This is a genomic window from Priestia sp. VA7 (genome assembly GCF_055710015.1).
The window spans coordinates 1018990-1038491 of sequence record NZ_JBVQPN010000001.1 but is presented as its reverse complement, the minus strand read 5'-3'; the positions used below and the strand labels follow the sequence as shown (position 1 = coordinate 1038491).

The 19502-nt window shown below is 40.0% G+C and carries 28 protein-coding genes and 1 pseudogene; 8 read left to right on the top strand and 21 right to left on the bottom strand.

What is annotated here, in order from left to right; translation table 11 throughout:
* The first annotated feature begins 14 nt into the window (after positions 1–14).
* On the top strand, positions 15–656 hold the full coding sequence (locus tag AC0C45_RS05435; RefSeq protein ID WP_047930642.1) for a pyridoxamine 5'-phosphate oxidase family protein: 642 nt from the start codon (positions 15–17) through the stop codon (positions 654–656).
* Positions 657–667: 11 nt separating this feature from the next.
* Here AC0C45_RS05435 and AC0C45_RS05430 read toward each other — a convergent pair whose 3' ends face one another.
* The 7 genes from AC0C45_RS05430 to AC0C45_RS05400 form a co-directional block, all read right to left on the bottom strand.
* The gene (locus AC0C45_RS05430) at positions 668–835 is read right to left on the bottom strand and encodes a hypothetical protein (protein WP_013084520.1); all 168 of its coding nucleotides are present in this window, start codon (positions 833–835) and stop codon (positions 668–670) included.
* Positions 819–1301, bottom strand: coding sequence for a DinB family protein (locus AC0C45_RS05425; RefSeq protein ID WP_171776732.1), 483 nt, complete (start codon positions 1299–1301; stop codon positions 819–821). Before AC0C45_RS05425 ends, AC0C45_RS05430 begins: the two co-directional genes overlap by 17 nt.
* A gap of 26 nt (positions 1302–1327) precedes the next feature.
* The gene (locus AC0C45_RS05420) at positions 1328–1822 is read right to left on the bottom strand and encodes a GNAT family N-acetyltransferase (RefSeq protein WP_280168650.1); all 495 of its coding nucleotides are present in this window, start codon (positions 1820–1822) and stop codon (positions 1328–1330) included.
* A 64-nt stretch (positions 1823–1886) separates the two neighbouring features.
* A complete protein-coding gene (locus AC0C45_RS05415; protein ID WP_280168651.1) occupies positions 1887–2408 on the bottom strand; it encodes a hypothetical protein in 522 nt (173 codons plus the stop codon).
* A 157-nt stretch (positions 2409–2565) separates the two neighbouring features.
* Complete coding sequence (locus AC0C45_RS05410; RefSeq protein ID WP_257061523.1) at positions 2566–2700, bottom strand: hypothetical protein; 135 nt, start codon at positions 2698–2700, stop codon at positions 2566–2568.
* Positions 2701–2849: 149 nt separating this feature from the next.
* On the bottom strand, positions 2850–3008 hold the full coding sequence (locus AC0C45_RS05405) for a hypothetical protein (protein ID WP_162267401.1): 159 nt from the start codon (positions 3006–3008) through the stop codon (positions 2850–2852).
* A 62-nt stretch (positions 3009–3070) separates the two neighbouring features.
* Positions 3071–3241, bottom strand: coding sequence for a hypothetical protein (locus tag AC0C45_RS05400; RefSeq protein WP_016765159.1), 171 nt, complete (start codon positions 3239–3241; stop codon positions 3071–3073).
* 185 nt (positions 3242–3426) lie between these two features.
* Between AC0C45_RS05400 and AC0C45_RS05395 the strand changes: the two genes are divergently transcribed.
* A complete protein-coding gene (locus AC0C45_RS05395; RefSeq protein WP_034649639.1) occupies positions 3427–3813 on the top strand; it encodes a MerR family transcriptional regulator in 387 nt (128 codons plus the stop codon).
* A gap of 36 nt (positions 3814–3849) precedes the next feature.
* Here AC0C45_RS05395 and AC0C45_RS05390 read toward each other — a convergent pair whose 3' ends face one another.
* Together AC0C45_RS05390 and AC0C45_RS05385 are read right to left on the bottom strand one after the other, a co-directional pair.
* On the bottom strand, positions 3850–4812 hold the full coding sequence (locus tag AC0C45_RS05390) for an aldo/keto reductase (RefSeq protein ID WP_016765160.1): 963 nt from the start codon (positions 4810–4812) through the stop codon (positions 3850–3852).
* A 224-nt stretch (positions 4813–5036) separates the two neighbouring features.
* Positions 5037–5717, bottom strand: coding sequence for a CPBP family intramembrane glutamic endopeptidase (locus AC0C45_RS05385; RefSeq protein ID WP_237892801.1), 681 nt, complete (start codon positions 5715–5717; stop codon positions 5037–5039).
* Positions 5718–5799: 82 nt separating this feature from the next.
* Here AC0C45_RS05385 and AC0C45_RS05380 point away from each other — a divergent pair, with 82 nt between their 5' ends.
* Entirely contained in the window at positions 5800–6543 is a 744-nt protein-coding gene (locus tag AC0C45_RS05380) for a MerR family transcriptional regulator (protein ID WP_280168653.1), read from the top strand.
* Positions 6540–7784 (top strand): MFS transporter, encoded by a 1245-nt coding sequence (locus AC0C45_RS05375; RefSeq protein ID WP_257061510.1) that lies wholly within the window; start codon positions 6540–6542, stop codon positions 7782–7784. The genes AC0C45_RS05380 and AC0C45_RS05375 overlap by 4 nt, the downstream gene beginning before the upstream one ends.
* A 49-nt stretch (positions 7785–7833) precedes the next feature.
* Here the strand turns inward: AC0C45_RS05375 and AC0C45_RS05370 are convergent, their stop codons facing one another.
* Positions 7834–8130 (bottom strand): hypothetical protein, encoded by a 297-nt coding sequence (locus tag AC0C45_RS05370; protein WP_047930649.1) that lies wholly within the window; start codon positions 8128–8130, stop codon positions 7834–7836.
* 122 nt (positions 8131–8252) lie between these two features.
* Here AC0C45_RS05370 and AC0C45_RS05365 point away from each other — a divergent pair, with 122 nt between their 5' ends.
* Both AC0C45_RS05365 and AC0C45_RS05360 read left to right on the top strand, forming a co-directional pair.
* Positions 8253–8441 carry a hypothetical protein gene (locus AC0C45_RS05365; RefSeq protein ID WP_237892805.1) on the top strand — a complete coding sequence of 63 codons (189 nt, stop codon included), beginning with the start codon at positions 8253–8255 and terminating at the stop codon, positions 8439–8441.
* 86 nt (positions 8442–8527) lie between these two features.
* On the top strand, positions 8528–8809 hold the full coding sequence (locus AC0C45_RS05360; protein ID WP_028414975.1) for a hypothetical protein: 282 nt from the start codon (positions 8528–8530) through the stop codon (positions 8807–8809).
* A 50-nt stretch (positions 8810–8859) separates the two neighbouring features.
* Here the strand turns inward: AC0C45_RS05360 and AC0C45_RS05355 are convergent, their stop codons facing one another.
* The gene (locus AC0C45_RS05355) at positions 8860–10335 is read right to left on the bottom strand and encodes a glycoside hydrolase family 32 protein (RefSeq protein ID WP_034649623.1); all 1476 of its coding nucleotides are present in this window, start codon (positions 10333–10335) and stop codon (positions 8860–8862) included.
* A 327-nt stretch (positions 10336–10662) separates the two neighbouring features.
* Here AC0C45_RS05355 and AC0C45_RS05350 point away from each other — a divergent pair, with 327 nt between their 5' ends.
* A complete protein-coding gene (locus AC0C45_RS05350) occupies positions 10663–11136 on the top strand; it encodes a YtxH domain-containing protein (RefSeq protein ID WP_237892806.1) in 474 nt (157 codons plus the stop codon).
* 43 nt (positions 11137–11179) lie between these two features.
* Here the strand turns inward: AC0C45_RS05350 and AC0C45_RS05345 are convergent, their stop codons facing one another.
* The 3 genes from AC0C45_RS05345 to AC0C45_RS05335 form a co-directional block, all read right to left on the bottom strand.
* A complete protein-coding gene (locus AC0C45_RS05345) occupies positions 11180–11518 on the bottom strand; it encodes a hypothetical protein (protein ID WP_257061499.1) in 339 nt (112 codons plus the stop codon).
* A 294-nt stretch (positions 11519–11812) separates the two neighbouring features.
* A complete protein-coding gene (locus tag AC0C45_RS05340; protein ID WP_016765166.1) occupies positions 11813–12073 on the bottom strand; it encodes a hypothetical protein in 261 nt (86 codons plus the stop codon).
* Between the two features lie 136 nt (positions 12074–12209).
* Positions 12210–12818: a hypothetical protein gene (locus AC0C45_RS05335; protein WP_013084537.1), complete on the bottom strand. Its 609-nt coding sequence runs from the start codon at positions 12816–12818 to the stop codon at positions 12210–12212.
* Between the two features lie 174 nt (positions 12819–12992).
* On the opposite strand from AC0C45_RS05335, the gene AC0C45_RS05330 reads away from it, so the two are divergent.
* The gene (locus AC0C45_RS05330; protein ID WP_034649615.1) at positions 12993–13358 is read left to right on the top strand and encodes a DUF3221 domain-containing protein; all 366 of its coding nucleotides are present in this window, start codon (positions 12993–12995) and stop codon (positions 13356–13358) included.
* An 11-nt stretch (positions 13359–13369) separates the two neighbouring features.
* On the opposite strand, the gene AC0C45_RS05325 is transcribed toward AC0C45_RS05330, so the two are convergent.
* From AC0C45_RS05325 to AC0C45_RS05295, 7 genes and pseudogenes are all read right to left on the bottom strand, one after another.
* Entirely contained in the window at positions 13370–14302 is a 933-nt protein-coding gene (locus AC0C45_RS05325; protein ID WP_013084539.1) for a patatin-like phospholipase family protein, read from the bottom strand.
* 127 nt (positions 14303–14429) lie between these two features.
* A pseudogene (locus tag AC0C45_RS05320) lies at positions 14430–16103 on the bottom strand (ABC transporter permease); the annotation flags it as partial.
* A gap of 15 nt (positions 16104–16118) precedes the next feature.
* Complete coding sequence (locus AC0C45_RS05315; protein ID WP_472927941.1) at positions 16119–16340, bottom strand: hypothetical protein; 222 nt, start codon at positions 16338–16340, stop codon at positions 16119–16121.
* Positions 16327–17094, bottom strand: a complete 768-nt coding sequence (locus AC0C45_RS05310; RefSeq protein WP_047930654.1) for an ABC transporter ATP-binding protein — start codon at positions 17092–17094, stop codon at positions 16327–16329. Before AC0C45_RS05310 ends, AC0C45_RS05315 begins: the two co-directional genes overlap by 14 nt.
* The gene (locus AC0C45_RS05305) at positions 17091–17447 is read right to left on the bottom strand and encodes a DUF1093 domain-containing protein (protein ID WP_047930655.1); all 357 of its coding nucleotides are present in this window, start codon (positions 17445–17447) and stop codon (positions 17091–17093) included. The genes AC0C45_RS05310 and AC0C45_RS05305 overlap by 4 nt, the downstream gene beginning before the upstream one ends.
* A gap of 87 nt (positions 17448–17534) precedes the next feature.
* On the bottom strand, positions 17535–18569 hold the full coding sequence (locus tag AC0C45_RS05300; RefSeq protein WP_280168656.1) for a sensor histidine kinase: 1035 nt from the start codon (positions 18567–18569) through the stop codon (positions 17535–17537).
* A 1-nt stretch (position 18570) separates the two neighbouring features.
* On the bottom strand, positions 18571–19242 hold the full coding sequence (locus AC0C45_RS05295; protein WP_257061484.1) for a response regulator transcription factor: 672 nt from the start codon (positions 19240–19242) through the stop codon (positions 18571–18573).
* Positions 19243–19502 lie beyond the last annotated feature (260 nt).

Genomic DNA, 19502 nt, shown 5'->3' with positions numbered 1-19502 from the left:
AGTGAAAAAAAGGAATGGAAAACAGTCATTTTAAAGAACAAGTAAAAACGAAGGAAGAGCTTCGCCATATAGTCGGCGCGCCTAACAAATTGGCGCATCAAAAAATAATTTCTTATTTAGATCGACACTGCCGGGAATTTATTAAACATTCTCCTTTTGTTATCATCGCTACAGCTGATTATAAAGGTATTTGCGACAGTTCTCCGCGAGGCGATCACCCTGGTTTTGTACAAGTTGTCGATGAGAAAAGGCTATTGATTCCAGAGAGGCGTGGCAATCAAAAAGTAGATTCATTGGAAAATATTTTATCTAATCCTCAAATAGGGCTGCTTTTTTTGATTCCAGGCATAGAAGAAACACTGCGAATTAACGGCAAAGCTTGCATTGTAAAAGAAAAAGCGCTGCTTGAAACAATGGCGGTTCAAAACGAAACTCCGCTGCTCGCTATGGGCGTCGAAGTACAAGAATGCTTTCTCCACTGCAGCAAAGCATTCAAGCGATCAAAGCTGTGGAATCCAGAATCTTGGGAAAGAGTCGAAACGCTTCCTTCCGCAGCTCAAATAGTCGCAGAACACGCAGACTTTTCCACTTTAGAAAGTCGTACCAATCCCGAAGAAAGCAAAACTCAGCACCTCTATGAAAAAAAGCCGCTGTAATGCGGCTTTTGTCATTTTACCATCAGAAACAGTATACCTCCGGCAATGATCAGAACTGGTAACAAAGCAAGAAGCACGCCTTTTTTCGAACTTCCTATGTATTCATGATCACCATAGGCGCGGCCTGCTCTAAAATCTACTTTCACCTGAGATTCTTCTTTTTTATGTTCTTTTTTCATCCTCTTTGCCTCCTAGCGGCATTTGAGCGTCAATTTGCTTAATGTGATGCTTTAAATGAGCAATATAATCTTTAGTCAACCACTGGAGCGAAACGAACTTTCCATCTTTTAATTCGAATTGATACATATGCTTTTCTGTTGGTATATGCAAAAGAACGGAAGCAATTTGCTTATTTAAGCTGTGCCATAGGGCAACTATTTCTTCCATGGGCATATCTTGATAGTGCTGCAGTTCTACCCATTCATCTTGTTTGTAAGGCGTCAGGATCAAAGGTGTTTTTTCATGCTGCACGTTGACAAACCGCTGCAAATTGTGAAGGGCTGAGTCACATAAGTGCCCCACAATTTCTTTCGGTGACCACTTCTTAGGAGCAAGACGGTTTGACGCCGCTGCTTCAGAGAATACTTCAAGCTTTTTAGGAAGCTTTATCATCCATTCATTTAACTCAACAACCGTCGACTTCATGTTCATTTCCCCTTTAAGCACGTTTTTTAAAAAACCTTCCCCATATAATATTCATCGACTAATTTTCCATCTACAACGAGCGAACATATTTTTTTCCCTTCTATTTTAAAACCCATCTTTTTATACAGCGAAATGGCCGTTTCATTGTGGGTCATAACGGTTAGCTCTACTCGTTTGATGCCGATACGCGCCGCCCAGTTCTCCATTTCTTCAAACAATGAAGTACCAATCCCCTGGTTTCCATAGGAACGCAGTACGCCAACAGCTAAGTATGCGCTGTGTTTTTTTCGATTAACGCTTCCGCCAATCACAGATAAATGTCCGACAAGCTGTCCGTCTTGTTCCGCCACTAAAATGGTCGAGTTCGGCATCTTTAAAAAAGTTGTAATCATTTTTTTCTGCTGTTCGAGCGTAATCACACGCTCATTTTCCTCGTACAGCATATATGCTGTTTCTCGATCAAGCTCTTTATTTAACGCTAAAAAAGCGGCTGCATCAGAAGCTAAAATTTCTCGAATCACGTTTACCCCTGCTTTCGTGAATAGTAGTTAACTAGAAAAAAACGCTAAAAAACGGATGATATCCTTACACACGTGCTGAACGTTTTCCAAGAAACGCCGTGAAGATAAAACATACACTAAAAGCGACCGCTGAAACGAAAAAGCCAAGCATCCACCCTAAAGCTCGCATAAACGTATCTTCATTGGGATACAGGGGCTTAACGCTTACCCACTGGATCACCATAATTAATGCCAATATTAAATAAAAGCTGCTTCCCGTTAAAGCCATTTTAAGACGGTTATTAAATGATCCTGTCCAAGCTGTACTAAAGGCGCTCCACGTGAAAATACTTACAATTGTCGCTAAAAACATAAGAACAAGATGCAAATAAGGGATATTAGTAAAGATAGGAAGGAAGAGTAAACATATCGTAGTCCCAAAATATAAAGCATTAACGCCAAACAAATAGCCTCCGCTTAGCCAATGGTTTTGAAACCACTTTTTCTTGCTAAGACCTTCTATCATTCCGCTGGGCACCCACAGCGTACGCGAAAAAATAATCATCGCCAGCACAAGTACAGTGCCGGCTAAAAAGAATATTAACACCTTTTTATCAGCCTTTCTATTCAAAATAAATATGGTTAATTATACTATTAATAACAGAATTAAACTATTGTTTTCTTTACTAATAAAGAGGCTTAGACATAACAAAATTACTCCAACCTAAAGACCAACAGATGGGATAAATAAGCTGGACTGCTTGTTACACCGCTGTTAATTTCCGTGCAAGGCTTCGCTTTCCGCGGGCGGCCGGTGAGCCTCCTCGTCGCTTGCGCTCCCGCGGGGTCTCACCTGTTCCGCTTTTCCCGCAGGAGTCTTCGCCTTGTCCTCCAATCACCAGCTAGAAACTACTATATACATGACACCTACGTTCACCATACTAATAAAAAAACCAAACGAAGTTGATTCTGCATTAAGAATCTCAACTCATTATTCAGATCTTCTTTCAACGAAAATACTTTTGTCACAGCTTTTTTTTACGCTTATTTACATTCTTCCTCCGGTAAACGGATTGATTTCCCCTGTTAAATCACGTCCTGCTTTCTTTTCTTCGTCTGCGATGCGCTTGCCAATCGCAATTTTATTCCAAATTAGTGGCACCCAAATACACGCTCCGAACAAAATTATCCAAAAAAGTTCTCCCATTTCTTCCACCCTTTCATTTTCTGCTCTTATTTTGAAGACAATAAGAAACGCGTACACGCTTTTTACTCTTTGTTTGAATCACTCATGCCGTATGAAAAGAAATAAACCAGGATTGATAAAGCCATTCCGTACACGGTCCAAGCCGCTAGTAAAATGGCATACTGATGATTGATAAAAAAGACTCCGCTCGAAATCAGCAGCAGGATAAAACTAATCCATTTTACTTTTTTCATTACTCTATCCCCTTTACTTAACTTTTTACAGTAAGTTTCTTATTATCTACTTGTTATTACGGAAAAACTGTATAAAAGTTCCATATTTTTAAAATAAACCGAAAATAATTTGATAAAACGTTCAACTATCGATTATCATATACCTTAAAGTAAGCTTTAGGATTCATAAGTGGGAGTGAACAATCTTGTCTTATAGCATGAAAGAAATGAATGAAAAAACCGGGCTTTCCGCACCGACTTTACGCTACTATGAAAAAGAAGGGATCCTTCCTTTTGTAGAGCGTGATGAAAATGGAAAACGCCTCTATAATGATACGAATATTGAATGGATCCGTTTTATCTTAGCTCTGCGCTCAACGGGCATGCCTCTTGCAGAAATCAAGCGCTATGTAGAGCTCTATAAACAAGGCGAAAGCACAATTAAAGAACGAAAAAACATGATGCTTCAGCACAAAGAAGCGGTCGAAGAAGAAATGGCCAAAACTTTTAAATACCTTGAACAAATCAACTATAAGCTTGCTTTGTACGACTCACTAGAAGCAGAATTAACGCAAAAGGAAATTAAAATTTAAACACAAAAGTCCGCAGGTGCACCTGCGGACTTTTTATTAATACAGTGAATTCACGGTATTCAACAACTCTTCTGACCATGTCCAATCGCTGATTTCAACCGCATCTGTTACGTGATGCAATTTACTAGCTCCGATAATGCTTGATGTTACAGCGGGCTGATTCAATACCCATGAAAGAGCAAACTGAGACAAGCTTACTTCATTTTTTTCTGCTAACTTGCGATACTGCTCCACCAGCTGAAAGTTTTGGTCTGTAAAGTAGTTTCGCAGCAGCTTTTCACCATGCGCAGCGCGACTTTCTGGCGGCACGTCATTTGGTGTTTTATATTTGCCTGAAAGCATGCCTCGTGCTAACGGACTGTATACCATGACGCCTACACCTTCAGATTGACTAAACGGCAGCAGCTCTTGTTCAATTTCACGAGAGAGAAGATTATACTGAGGCTGAACGGAAATGAATTTTTCAAGATTCATTTTGTCACTAATATGATGAGACTTTGCGATTTGCCAAGCGGCATAATTGGAGCAGCCAATATAACGAACTTTGCCTTGACGAACTAAATCATCTAGCGCGCGAAGCGTTTCTTCCATAGGTGTATTCGGATCAAAAAGATGGACTTGATAAAGATCAATGTAGTCTGTCTGCAGTCGTCGCAGCTGATTATCCACTTCTCTCATAATATGTGTGCGTGAAAGGCCTTTATCATTTTGGCCTTTTCCTACGGCAATGCCGACTTTTGTTGCAAGCACAACATCATCTCGTTTTCCTTTCAACGCGCGTCCAATAATTTCTTCAGATTCCCCTGTGCCATATCTAAACTCTTCGTCTTGCCCTTTTCCGTAATAGTTAGCCGTGTCAATGAAGCTAATTCCGTTGTCAATGGCGCTATGTAAAATAGCTGCCGACGCTTTTTCGTCAATCCATCGTCCAAACGCCATAGTACCTAGACATAAATTTGATACTTCCAGACCTGTTGTTCCAAGCTTTCGATATTGCATCGATACCCTCTCCTTTTTATGGCTGTCTCTACTCTCTCTTATCATACACCTTAACGTCCACTTTAAGGCAAGCCTTAAGCGTGCGTGCATATACAAAAAACGGCTAGGAACAGGCAGTGCTTCTAGCCGTTTTCGGGTTCATTTCCGCTTTTTTTTGCAATTCGCTTCTTCAGTAGACATAATATGGTAAGATAAATCATAGCTTACTCGTTATCGAAACTACATTAAGCTGCCGCTGTTAAAATAACGGCGATTCCATTAAAACAAGCATGAATGATCATACTTGGAAGCAGCGACTTTGTTTGTTCGTACACCCATGCAAACACGAGACCTGATAAAAAATTAACGGGCAAGGTATTGTACGTTGGAATATGCACCAGCATAAAGATAAACGAGCTTCCTACTAATCCAACGACAATCCCTCCTTTACGTTTTAGCCACGTATAAAAAAATCCTCGGTAGATAATCTCTTCATAAAAAGGTGAGATCACAGCGGCTGAAACAAAAGCAAGTATAAATGAAAACAGCGACAGGTCTTGCTGTAAACTGGCTGTTTTTTTATTTTCATACGTCATACCAAACCATTCCATTAGCACAACAATTGCCACACTTCCTAAGATCAGCACAAAAAGCCAAAAAAGAATGCGCGGCCAGTGCCGTTTTGAAAACGATTGAAAACCAATTTTTCTATCACCAGCCTGAACCATCAGCCCATACAGAGCTGATAAAAACACAGCTGCCATAACAAACCCAGTAGCTGTTCCAGCATAAAGTTCATTTTTAAACAGGGAATGTAAAGCATCCTGCAATATGCCTTCAATTAAGATAGGCACCCCAACAAATGTGACGACCAGCATAATTACGAATGATTTTATTGTCCATAATTCTTGATTTTTTTGTTTCAATTTACTTCGCCTCCCTTTTACATATATTCAGTGTAAAAGGTGACGTAACGTTACCTGCAAGCATTTTTTGGAGGGGTTAAAAATGATTTATTTTTCTACTGGGCAAGCCGCTAAAAAATTAGGCCTCACGGTGCGTACGCTTCGTTACTACGATCAAATTGGCTTGCTTCATCCATCGTCAAAATCAGAAAATGGAAAACGCTCCTACTCAGAAACGGATTTAGTCACACTAGAGAAAATTACTTTGTTAAAAAACTTAGCCGTTCCTTTGCGAGATATTGAACTTATTCTTCACAAAGTGAGTATCGATGAACTTCTAGCCATTCATCAGCAAAAACTTCAGCAAAAAGCGAGGGAAATTCAACAAGCTTTAGAACATACTCACACGCTTCGCAACAGTATAAAAATAGAAGGTGAATTAAACTGGAAGCAGCTCCTTCCTTTAGTTGACAATGAAACTAATGCCAAGAGCAGCTGGAATGATCTGCTTTCGGTTTCAATAGAAGAAAGTGAGATTCTGCAGCATGATTTGCCTAAAATGGAGAATGCGAGTGCCGATAAATGGATTAACATCATAAAACGAGTTCAGCTTTGCTTAAAGCATCAGCGTGCACCTCAATCTGAAGATGGACAGCTAATTGCAGCTGATATACTGCTTTTATCGAGTAAGCTATTTGGCCCTCATACGGCTTTAGAAAAAGCCTTTTGGGATGTTCGCAAATCTCCTGAGGCATCAAGTTCACTTAATCTCTACCCTATTGACAGCGAAGTCCTTCAATTTATTGAAGATGCGATTATTTTTCACGAACAACATACAAAGGAATGAAGGTATTGAAAAAAGAAAAGCTGTTTGCTAATTCTTCTTATAAAAAATTTTTTATTTCAAGCACTGCAGCAAGCTTCGGAGATTTATTTGATATGTTTGCGGTGATGACGCTTTTTACATACGTGTGGCACGCAAATTCCCTCTGGATTACGCTTATTCCTGTCGCGTACGCTTTACCTAGCATCCTGCTAAGTCAAGCAGCAGGAAATTTAGCGGACCGCTATGATAAAGTACAGCTGATGTTTCTGTCTGAACTAGTCCGTCTTCTGTTCACATGTCTGTTATTTTTCACAAATGAACCGCTTTTGGCACTTGGGGTGCTGATGCTGCGCTCTATGAGTTCTGTTATGAAAGTGCCCGCACAGCTCTCTTACGTTCGAGAAGTGGTCAAAGAAGATCAGCTGATGCAGGCCTCTACTTTACAAAACATTATGTTTCAAGTTGCCAAAGTTGTGGGGCCGTTTCTTGGAGCCGCCGCGCTGACGATTACAACGCCAAAAGCATGCATTTTAGTTAATGCCGCAGCTTGTATGATTTCTATTGGCGTGCTGTTTTCACTTAAAAAAGCAGGTAAAAACATTCAAGGGCAAGCTGCTCGTTCTTCCCATCAAGCGAAAGAAACGTACTCAAACGGCTGGAAAATCGTTTTTCAGCACTCACTCCTTTTACGCGTCGTTATTTTGTTTCACCTTTCGTATTTTGTAGTGATGCTTGTTGACGCTCAAATTAGCATCTTTCTACGAGATGTGCTGCCTCACCATCCGGAAATGCTCGGCTGGCTGCTTTCTGGAATCGGACTGGGGGCGCTAGCAACAGGAGTGTATCTTAATAGAAAAAAACAGGTTCACCATCCATTTAGACTGTTATCACTTGGACTGCTTCTATTTGGAGGGGCTTTATTTTTCATTAGCTGCTTTAATCCAGCCGTTATGTCACGCTATTTCATTTTGATTGCTGCACCTATTGGAGGAGGCGGAGTTGGGCTTAATTTACTGCTGTTTAACTATATCGTTCAAACATACAGCGACAAGGAACACCTCGGAAAAGTGTACGGATTCATCAACACCTTAACGAGTGCCGTTTTACTTATTGCTCCTCTTCTTGGAGGCATGCTCGTAAAGCTTGCAGGTGCTCAGACGACTTTTTTAGCGGCGGCAATCATCATCGTAAGCGTTGGATTTGTGAGTATGCTGATGCCTCTGCGTGATAAACAGGAAAGAAACGTTCAGATTGACGCATAAAAAACAGCTTGAGGTTATAGCTCAAGCTGTTTTTATAGACTCCTATTCATCAACCAGCGGCTACATAAATCAAAGCAGCTAATATGTTCGGTACTGCAATAGCTCCAAATCGTTTTGCATCTTCAACTCGGCTCACCTTGCGCGTCTTTTTGGATGAAAAGAATGTGCCTGTACTTCCTAGCACGATACTGTCAATAAGGTATGCCAAAGCTAAAACCAGTGATACTGCTCCCATTGTGCCTGACACAAAATAGAGATAGCTCCACTTTTCTGTAAAAGCAGCAAGGGCAAGGGCAAGAACAATCCCTACCGTCACGATACCTGCTATAAATCCTTTTTTAATCATTGCATCCCTCTTCCCTTCCTGCCCCTTAAATTTTACCATATACTTCTTTTTTGTAAGATATCTTACATTTCATTCTACTATACTCGCACCTTATGGTAAAATTAGTAAGAGAGGTGGTACATATGAAAAAACGTCAAGGAATCACGCTGCTTTTATTTATACTCGGAGCAGCCTCTATTTCTTTTGGGATGGCTTTAAAAAATATCTTTCCTTATTCCCCTGCAACCGGGTGGATTTTAGGAACACTGCTTTTGTTAGGAAACTCGTTTTATACGAGAAGATACTTACATAGAAGGTCAATTAGGAAGTAAATATACGCCCTGAGCCGTATATACAAACCTTCATTCGGTTATGGTAAAATAGATAAGCAAAAACTGGATGTAAGGAGATTTTGAGTTTGAAAACAGGATTAATATCTGGCATTATATCTTTAATTATTGTGATTATTATTTCTATTACAGCAGGCAACTGGCAGTATATTTACTATATTTCAGGCCCTCTTGGCATATTACTTACGGCAATTGCACTCGTAACCTTACTGGACACATTTCGATTTGAAACGAGAGGACCTTACTTTACCCCGGTCCGGCAGCGAGAGGATACCGAATGGATGAAACGTTTTATTATTGCAGCTGTCCCTCATTTAGTTGCTTCATGTATTTGTATCTTATTTTTATAGAAACCAAAAAGCCAATGAATGATCTTCATTGGCTTTTCTTTTTTATTATGTTAAATACCGCGCGACATACCGTAATAATCAATACGGTAATCCACAGCCCCTTCTGCAAATACATTTACAGCTGATTTGGAATCTTTTTTCGGGAATACCCGGGAAGTGAAGACAATTTTGCCGCCGTTTATATAAATTTCGACGATGCTTTTGTCGACAAATACACGAACATCGACTTCATTTGACGCTGTCCATTTTTCAGAGCGAACCACACCGTATTCCGTTGCATATTGATGGTGGAATGAAGAACGGTCGAGTCGCACTTCTTGCTTTTCTGTATCAAACACGAGGCGAAGCTCTTCTTCTTTACTATTAAATAGCTCTAAACCAAACTGTTTGGCCCCTATCTCGCGGAACGTCATATTGATTTCATATGCATTGTTTGTTGCTTCATCAATGATCACTTCTTCATTTTTTAGCGTTCCTCTAAAATGAACTGCTTGATCTCGAAGCTTATGTAACTCTTCTACAGGCTTTTGAACAAGTTCATTTCCTTCAAGCGAAAGTTCACGAGGAAGCGTTAAGGCATGGGCCCATCCGTATTCGTCTGACGGATAGTCAACGTCCGGGTTTCCAATCCATGCAAATAGTAAGCGACGTCCGCTTTCATCTTGGAACGTTTGCGGTGCATAAAAGTCAAACCCTTTATCAATTTCACGGTAATACTCCATTTCAAACGTTAAACTTTCCACATCAAATGTTCCCACCGCGTAAATTACATTGTAAATATTATAAAAATTGTGGCCATCCGCTTTGATTCCTTGCGGCGAAAAGACAAACACATCTTTTCCATCCAGTTTAAAGTAATCCGGGCACTCCCACATATAGCCAAAGTCAGGAAGCGATGTTTTAACTTCGCCTTTAAATGACCACTGAAGCGCATCGCTTGATTCATACACAATTAACGCGCCCGTTTCGTTTTCACGCTGAGCGCCCAGCAGCATATAATATGTATCATTTTCTTTCCATACTTTCGGATCACGCACATGTCCTGTATACCCATCAGGAACGCCTTGTACCGCTGGATTATGCGTGTATTTTTCCACACTTCCATCCCTGTTTAGCATCGCGATACATTGATTAGCTGAACGTGAGCCGTCTTCGTATTTTACATTCCCCGTATAAAACAGCAGCCCTTGACCATCTTTTTCAATCGCGCCGCCTGAGTATGCGCCGTGCGATTCATATTCTTCCGTTGGCGTTAACGCAACCGGAAGGCGTTCCCACGTTACTAAATCCGTAGATTTCACATGAGCCCAGTGCTTCATTCCATGCATCGCACCGTACGGATACCACTGATAAAACACATGATATTCACCGTTTAATTGAATCAATCCGTTTGGATCATTCATCAGCCCGTACTGTGGATGAATATGATAAATCGGCTGCCAGGTGTCTTTGATTGCTTTGTCTTTTAATGCTTCTAACTCTCCAGATTTTGCTTCTAAAATCGTTCTGTACTTCGATTCAGCCATTTCTTCAATCCCTCCAGCATCTAAAAAAAGAGAACGTATTCTCCTTGCCCTCTATGATATAAAATTTTAAGTGAAAATGCTACCAAAGAACGAATGTTGTCGTTTTCTTGTGTCGGATTTTATAGATAAGTTTTTTTCTGTTTTTATAGCAGAAAAGAAGGTTTTTCTGTCAGGTGGTTGAATACTATATACAATCAAATTTCACCAGCCTGTACGAGCGTCCGACGGCACTTGCACATTTTTTTAGCGAATCATTTGCGTTTTACAGGAAGTATTCAACAAAATGGTAAACCCTTCATATTACATATTATAAAAGGAGGAAATGTCATGACAAAAGAAAACGTAAAAGAAACAGTGGGTAAAGAAACAAAAGGTGGAAGCAAAGAGTTATTAGTCGGCACGTTAGTAGGCAGCGTAGTCGGTGTCACAACAGCTTTACTAGTAGCGCCAAAGTCAGGAAAAGAGCTGCGTGCTTCTATTCAAGACGGAGCGAATCAAGCACTTGCTAAAACAGGTCAAGTGAAAGAAACGGTATATGCAAAAGGCCAAGACCTCAAACAGCGCACGGCCCGCCTTTCACAAAAAGTCTCCGAACAATCTTCGCAAGTTGTCAACAAAGTGAAATCTCTGCGCACTGTTAAAGAACAGCCGCTTGCAGAAACGGCTGCAGCAGAAGAGCTTGAAACGACAGAAATCGTTCGAGATCCTGTTCTTGAAGCTGAAGCGGTGCAAGAAGAATTAAATACAATTACGCAAGAAGTAAGTGATTTAGAACAATCTGTCGATGAAACAAGACGTTAATAACAAGCTGTAGAGATATCTCTACAGCTTTTATGTATATTCGCTACCCTTCCTTCCACCCTTCAAAAAAATAGCCTGCGTACGGACACAGCTCTGATTCCGCCAGTTCTTCATAACGCTGTCCGCTGTAATACTTCGCCAGCACAATCTTAGGCTTAAAAGCCGCTACCCCTTCACTGTCTTCTTTCCCCGCTCCGCTTTCTCTCATCAAACAAAAAATATCCATTCCCGCAAACTCTCCGTACCCTTGATAGCACGACTCATAATAAACTTTACCAGGTGTCACCAAATAGCACTCCTGCTGCCACGACGGCTGTTTACTGTAGACACTCGCAATACTTATTCCACTCACTGCACACTTCCAGCTGCAAAGTCCAACCATACAACGCCTCCAACGACTTGATAGTCTATTCATCTACAACTTTTGATAAAATCAAACATTCTTTAAAATGTACAGAATTCTCTCTTCAGCCTAAAAGCCACACTACCGTATTCTCAGTCAGTCCCCTTGAATTTCCCCAAAAAGGTCCACCTATGCGGAAGTTGGCAACCCGCAAGGGAGGGCAACTTCCGCATAGGTCTAGCACTTTATACTTGGCTGCCCTTTAGCCAAGTATAAAGTGCTACATCGATAGAAATAAAAAAGGTCTGATAAATCGACCATTTCTGGTGATTATCAGACCTCAAGTTTTTCTGCATTTGAGCGGCTTATTTGCTGTTCAAGCGATTTAGCCAGCAGTACGATTTCATGATCTACATATTTTGTTTTGATTTCTTCGATTTCCATTAATGTTTTAGAAAAGCTTTCTGCATTATTTCCCTGTCTGTGCTGCACATCTTTAAAGAAATCCAGCAATGCCTCGTTAGACTGCGTTGGACGGCTAAAATCAATCGTGTACATTTTGTACCCCAGTGTTAAATTTGTTGTAGTTGTCATAATTATTTCCCCCATTCTTCCTATAGTGATATATCTTCTATTCTTTACCCTTTAATTCCTTCTTTTTAACCTAAATTAATTATTTTTTTCAAAAAAACTTCCCATTATAAGAAAAAACATCCTTATAACAAGGATGTTAGAGTATTCTTCCCTTCGGTACAATTCCAGATGCAAAGTCATCTTTGAACTTAAAGCTAGCAGAATTGTTTTCCGTTAGAAAATGTATTTCCCATTTAAAGACCGGATATTCGGGCTTGTACATTTCGACTTTCTGATCGGGATTTTCTTCTAATCTTGCAATTACTCGTTTGAATCCTTCATATGCAATCCACCAATCGCTTCCAGTTTCATCGGTAATAAAACAAATAGAACCGTCAATTAAATGAAGGTTTTGCTTGATATCATCAGCATTTGTAAAATACGCATTTCCAAACGTTTGAAGACAATGATCGCAATAACCTGCTTTGCCTCCATCTTTATAAATCCAGTGCGCGATTGGCTCACTGCAGTCTTTACACGTATTCGTCACTTCTTGGAGAAATGTTTTTCCGCTCCACTGTTCCTTTTCATCTTCAAAAACGGTCCATACTAAATAACTTTCCGTTTGCTCTGAAATAAAAAGGCGAAACGGCTCGTCTCGATGCCAAAAGTGAATATTTTGTTCATCTGATTCTTCAAAGTCAATGACAAAATTATCTCGTTCTAATATATGTCGAATAACATTGGTTAAAAAGGTAACATCCATATAAGGACCTCCCGTACTAAGCGTGACTTCTAGTAAAAATAGCGTTTATGAGTTAAAACATATCATGCGTGCTGAAATAACGTCAACGATTACCTCTTGCTTTCTCCGAAAACTGGAAAAGAAATGGTCAAACGCGTTATAATGGTAGTCATGTTGAAACGGAAAGGAGATTTTATGAAGTTTACCGTTCAATCAACTGCACTTTTTCTTCTCTTTTTTATTTGTTTAAGCGGCTGTTCTGATAACGCCGAGCAGTCAAAAAAGCCAGCCGGCTATTTAGTTCAAGGGCGCATTTTAGAAGTGAAACGGGATGAAATTCTTATTGCAAACGTCATTCCGCGAGATACTGCGCTTGACTATACAACAAAAGAAATACTTGGTTCTAGCGATGTACAGCCTATTTATGTAAAAGTTTCGGATGATCAAACATACAAAAAAGGACAGCTCGTTAAAGCATGGCTCAAAAAAGACAAAAGCGTTCAGTATTCCGTTCCGGCAAAAGGCGAAGCTGTTGAAGTCAACATTTTAAAACAGCCGTAGAAAAGCTCCTGTTACGGGAGCTTTCTTCTTGTCAGCTGCCGTCCGGTCCGATTCATTTTATGCTGTTCAAAATCCCACTTTTCTAAAAAGCGCTTTGCCGATATATAACCAGATTCATATAAAAATTCAATTTCTTCTTCCTTTAAGGCAAAATCCGTTGCCGTAATCACCCCCGTTGGAATTTGTACGGTTCGTTCTTTGGTCTCCGCGTTCAAATACCGCAAATCGTGAGCTTGCAGCATCGTTGTAAACATGCTTTTAAATAAATGGACAGGTGTTGGAATAATAGCAGCTGTATCAATTTCTTCTTTTACAAATCGAAAACCAAACGTTGGGAAACGCGGATGCTCCGTATCAAACAGCCAAATCGGAAAATTGCTTAAAAGCGCTCCATCGACAATGTAGGACCTCTTGAACCCTTTGGATTTCCAAATGACGGGACGAAAGAAAAAAGGAATGGACGCACTCATCATCACAGCTTGTGAAATCTTCATATCGCTTGGCTGCATTCCGTATCGGGGCAAATCGTCAGGGAGCACAAGCATCTGTCCGTTCGAAATATCTGAGGCAATAATTTTCAGCTTATCTGCCGGCAAATCCGCAAACGTTTCGATTCCTTTTTCACGCAGCAGACCATACACCCATTTTTCCAAATAATCATTTTTATAAAAGCCTAAATGAACCATCAGTTCAATCAAGTTTCCAATCAGAGGAATTCGGTTAATGATCGTTTTCCCGCGAAACTTAGCATAGTCCATGTTTTGAAGCTCTCTGCGAATTTCCCCGCTTTTATAGCCGCTCGCCAAAAGTGCCGCAATCAACGCTCCGGCTGACGTACCTGCTAGACGCTGCCATTCTACATTGCTTTCTTCCATCGCTTCAATCGCACCCGTAAATGCAATTCCTCGAACGCCTCCCCCTTCAAACACAGCATCTGCTTTCACATCTTTCCCCTCCTATACAACTCTCTAGTTTTTATATACCCTTTTTTATATTCAGGTTTTCGCTACTCCATACCTTTTATTTTTTCAACAAAAAAAGACTGTTTCTTTGATCGAAACAGTCTTTTCTTTACAGTCGCTTTATTACCATTCGATAGTAATTCATTGTCAGCCAGTAAAAAATGAAATAAATAACCCCGTATACTGCATCCGCTATTAAAACAGGAACGATCAGACTTTCACCGGTTAGATTCGTAATGACCTTCAGCGCAAATAGACTGTGCAAGATGCCAATTACTAAAGGCAAACCAAACGTAAACAGCTGCTGCTTCCGAACGGCGCTCATCATTTGAGACACTGAAAACCCAAGCTTGCGCAGAACTTCAAATCTTTTGCGCTCTTGTTCGGCTTCGGAGATTTGCTTAAAATAAATAATACTGCCCGTTGCCATCAAAAAGACGAGTCCTAAAAACCCTCCAATAAAAATAAACAATCCTTTACTCATTAGCCCTGCCTGAAACACATCATAGTATGAAGTACGGCTTTCTCCAGCTTCTTTTGTAATCTGATGATAGTTCTTAGTAAGTTCATTTTGTTTGTTTCCATCATCCGTATTAAATACGTACACCGCCTGCTTTTTTCCAGCCTTTGAAAGTTTGATAAACGTGTCGTGATTGACTACAAACTGATAGCCGGCACTCTCAGAATCAAGGATAAGCGAAGGTTCTGATTTAATAACTTTTAAAGCAAGCTGTTCTGATTTGTTCAGCGGCACAGCTGCCGTTTTACCTGTACTCGGTTTAAATACTTTTCCTTTTGCCATCGAATCAAACACAACGGTTTCGTTTGCGTTTAACGCAGGAATCGCAACGCCATTTTTCCGCACTTCCTCTTCATCTAAAAAGCTGATTCGCTCACCATCTCCATAGTAACCAGATGTAATAAATCGAAAGTCCGATAAATCAGCAGAGTGCTTCACGATATGATAGACATACTGATTTGATTGGATATCTAACTCACGCAGTACATCCATAAAACCTTCCGCTGCGTTTTTGCTGTGCAGCGTATAGTCATAAGGCTGCATGCTTCTGGCGTCGGCTTTTGTGTTATAGTACGAGGAATACGTCACACCAACTGCTACGAGTGTAGTAGCCGATAGGATCGTAATTAATGTTAACACTCGTGCATTTGCTTTAATTCGATACATCATAGTAGAAACGCTTAGCATATTTGCAAACGAATAATATCGGCTTGCATGCTCTCGGTAAAGCCCCATCAGCCACTCAATTGTGGCTTTAAAAAGTAAAAATGTACCGAAAATGACCGAGAACAGTACAACGGCTACAATTAGAAAAAACTTAGGTGTCACAATATTTCCCAATGAAAGGTAGTATCCGTAGCCAACGAGTAAGATACCCAGTCCTCCCACTACAATTGAGCGTTTCGAATTCATTTTATTTACGCGTTCACTTTTGCTTTCTGCTTGAAACAGATCTAATAGGGTATAGCGGTACATAATAAAATAGCCTTGAAACGATATAAAAATGGTAACAATCAAAAACACTACGGCTGTTTTTAAAACCGCTTGAAAAGAAAATGTGAGCGTAATCGAAAGCGACAGTCCCATAAGCTTTAGTAAAAACAGCACAAACAGCCTTGAAAACACGGTACCTAGTAAAATACCGACCACCAGAGAAAAAATCCCCAGCAGCATATTCTCATAAAAAATCATTTTTCCAATCGTACGTTTTTCAATGCCGACTAAATGATACAGCCCGAGCTCTCTCTTACGCTGCCCGATAAAAAATGAGTTTGTGTATCAAATAAAGACAACAATAAAGGTAAGCAGAACGTAGTTTGAAGCATTAAAAATGCCCTGCAGCCTCAGCTCTTCTCCAATAACCTTTGAAATCGATTGGTCGTACTGAAGCGTAGCAAACACATAGTACACAATAATACTAAAAATCATTGAAAAGAAATAAAGGCTGTACCGGCTAATATTTTTGCGCATATTCTTTTTAACAAGATCAAATACGGTCATAGCCTTCACCGCCTAATGCGCCTTGAATGTTCATAATTCGTTTAAAAAATGCTTGTCTCGTTTGTCCGCCTTTAAACAGCTCCGTGTAAATTTGTCCGTCTTTAATAAACAGCACGCGGCTGCAGTAGCTTGAAGCCAGCGGATCATGCGTCACCATAATAATCGTGGCACGGTCTTCTTGATTTAATTGCGACAGCTTTTCAAGCAGGCTTGAAGCAGCTTTGGAATCAAGAGCTCCGGTAGGTTCATCGGCGAAAATAACGGCTGGATTCGTAATCATTGCTCTCGCTGCTGCAACGCGCTGTTTTTGTCCGCCAGAAATCTCATACGGATACTTATCGGCCAGCTCATAGATGCCTAGTCGCGTTGCGGTGTCTTTAAGCTTCGCTTCCATCTCTTTCTTAGACATTTTTATAACCGTAAGCGGAAGAAGAATATTTTCTTTTACCGTTAACGTATCCAATAAATTATAATCTTGAAAAATAAACCCTAAATGATTGCGTCTGAAAGCAGACAGTTTCTTATCTTTCATGAGCGCCACGTTTTCTCCTTGAATCCATATTTCGCCATCGGTGGGACGGTCAATCGTTGAAAGAATGTTCATCAGCGTCGTTTTTCCCGCTCCAGATGGTCCCATAATACCGACAAACTCTCCTTCTTCGATTGTAAAATCAATTCCTTTTAGCGCTTCGTATACATTTCCTCTTGATCCAAACGTTTTGGTTACATTTTTTCCTTCAAGAACAACGCTCACTTTTCCTCCTCCTTTCGTTCTTTTGTAGGCCACATGCTTTTCACTCGCTGCGGCAGCTCATTCTTTGTTATAACGTCATATTTCCGAACTTCATTGCCTCGAACGAAAAGGTCAATAACCGTTCCTTCTTTTAACTGTTTAATCGTTGTAAATGTTTGAAACGTTGTTTGTCCTTTTTCGTTTATCACTGAAATTGTATATTGAACTCGTCCATACTCATCCACTTTTTTTGCTTCTTTTGGGATAATCCCGTATTGATGCTCCGTTGCGGCTTTTTGATAAATCTTTATTCCTCCTATACCTGCCCCTACAACCAAAAGCAGAGCTAAGAGGCTAATCCACTTTCGCTTCATGTACGTTCCCTCCTTGTGTATAGCTCTATCTTACTTTGAAACAAGGAAAGATTCGTTTGAAGCAGATGACAATCTCAGCGTGCAATCTTACATTTTTGAAAGGTTATCAAAAGAATTCGGTTTGTAGAAGGTCAGAATCACCGTGGTTCCTTCGTGTAAAAGTGAATTCACCTCTATTCGATGGCCAAGAGCATCTGTAATTTTTTTTGAAAAATACAGCCCTAGCCCCGTAGCTCCCTTCGTTTTTCTTCCCGCAGTTCCTGTGAATCCTTTTTCAAAAACCCGGGGAAGATCTTGAGTTGGAATCCCTTTTCCTTGATCAGCGATAAATAACTTTACGTACTTTGGCGTTTCTTCACTAAAAAAAGAAAGCTTTCCTTCTAGAGGGCTATATTTAATGGCGTTAGACAGCACTTGCCTCACAACAAACTGCATCCACTTTGAATCAGTGTACACCAGTATGTCTAGATTTTTTTCATCAATATGCAGTTTCTTATCAATACACCATTTTGAGAAGTACGCAACGTTTGGAAAAACAAGTTCGCTTAGCGACACTGCCTGCACCTGATAATCTTTTTCTAAGTACTGCAGGCGTGCAGAATATAAATTCTGATCTACTAATCCGTCAATTTTCATCCACTCATCTTCAATATCCTTTAGCCAAGGCCATTTATAAAGCTCTGTACGATGAGCATTAATAAGCAGCTTCATCGCAGTAAGCGGCGTCTTGATCTCATGAACCCAAGTCGTTACATATTCCTGCTGCTCTCGCTGCTGTACGTGAAGAGCTTGAGTTTGTCTGCGATATACACGATCTATATGCTGCAGCAAACTCAGCATGTCTTCTTCTGCTTTTGTTCGAACATATGGCTGCATTTCTTGTAAATCGTACGCATCATTCCGCAGCATTAAGGTCAACTTTTTCAGAAATCTTCTTTCTTTTATTCCTCTCCATAAAAGAAACAGAATCAGCAGACACAGCGTTAGTAGATTCAAATACCAAAACGAAGTGGACGACACCTTAATATCATACTCAAGCAGCAGCAGAGCATCAATTACACTCAGCCATATAAGAACAAATAAAATCCAGCTTAGTCTTTCTCTTAAAAAACTTTTCCACATCTTAATTCACCAAATATCCTTGGCCTTTTTTGGTCACAATTTTATCATTCAGCCCGATTTCTTCCAGCTTGGTGCGAATGCGTGTGATATTGACAGAAAGCGTATTGTCACTTACAAATTTCTCATCTTCCCATAACCTTCGCATAAGCTCTTCTCGCGATACAATCTTGCCTCGTTCTTCCAAAAGAAGCCGTAAAATAAAAAATTCATTTTTCGTTAAATGAATTTCTTGATCTTTGTAATGCAAACTTCCTTTTTTTAAGTCTAGTACCGCGCCGTTCCACTCGATAACGTCTGAAATCGTGTCTCCATATGAATACGTTCTGCGCAGAAGCGCCTGCACTTTAGCAACAAGAACATCCAAGTTAAACGGCTTTTGAATATAGTCATCCGCGCCAACATTCATTGCCATAACAATATCCATTGGGTGTTCACGAGAGGAAAGAAAGACGATAGGAGCTTTTGAAACTGTACGTATTTGCTGACACCAGTAAAACCCGTCATATACAGGCAAATTCACATCTAAAATAACAAGCTCTGGGCTTTCTGCAATAAATACTTCCATTACCTTTTGAAAGTCTTCTACTCCAGCCACTTCAAATGACCACTGTTCAAATTTCTCTTTCACTAATTCATATATTTTATCATCGTCTTCTAAAATTAAAATTTTCATGCATTCACCTCTATATTGTCCTATATTATGTATAACCCACTGTTGAATACTTTCTTAAAAGCTCATCTAATTCATTAGCATGACAGCAATTTTCTTAAAAATAAACCATTTATTTCTGTAAAACGAAGAATGAACGAGTATTATCGTAGTGTAAACTTGTATATGTTACAAGTTTCCCTGTACAAATACTACAAAATAATGACAATATCGTTAATAAGTAATCTTTAAACTCCATTAAATGCTCATTTTTTGTTACTATA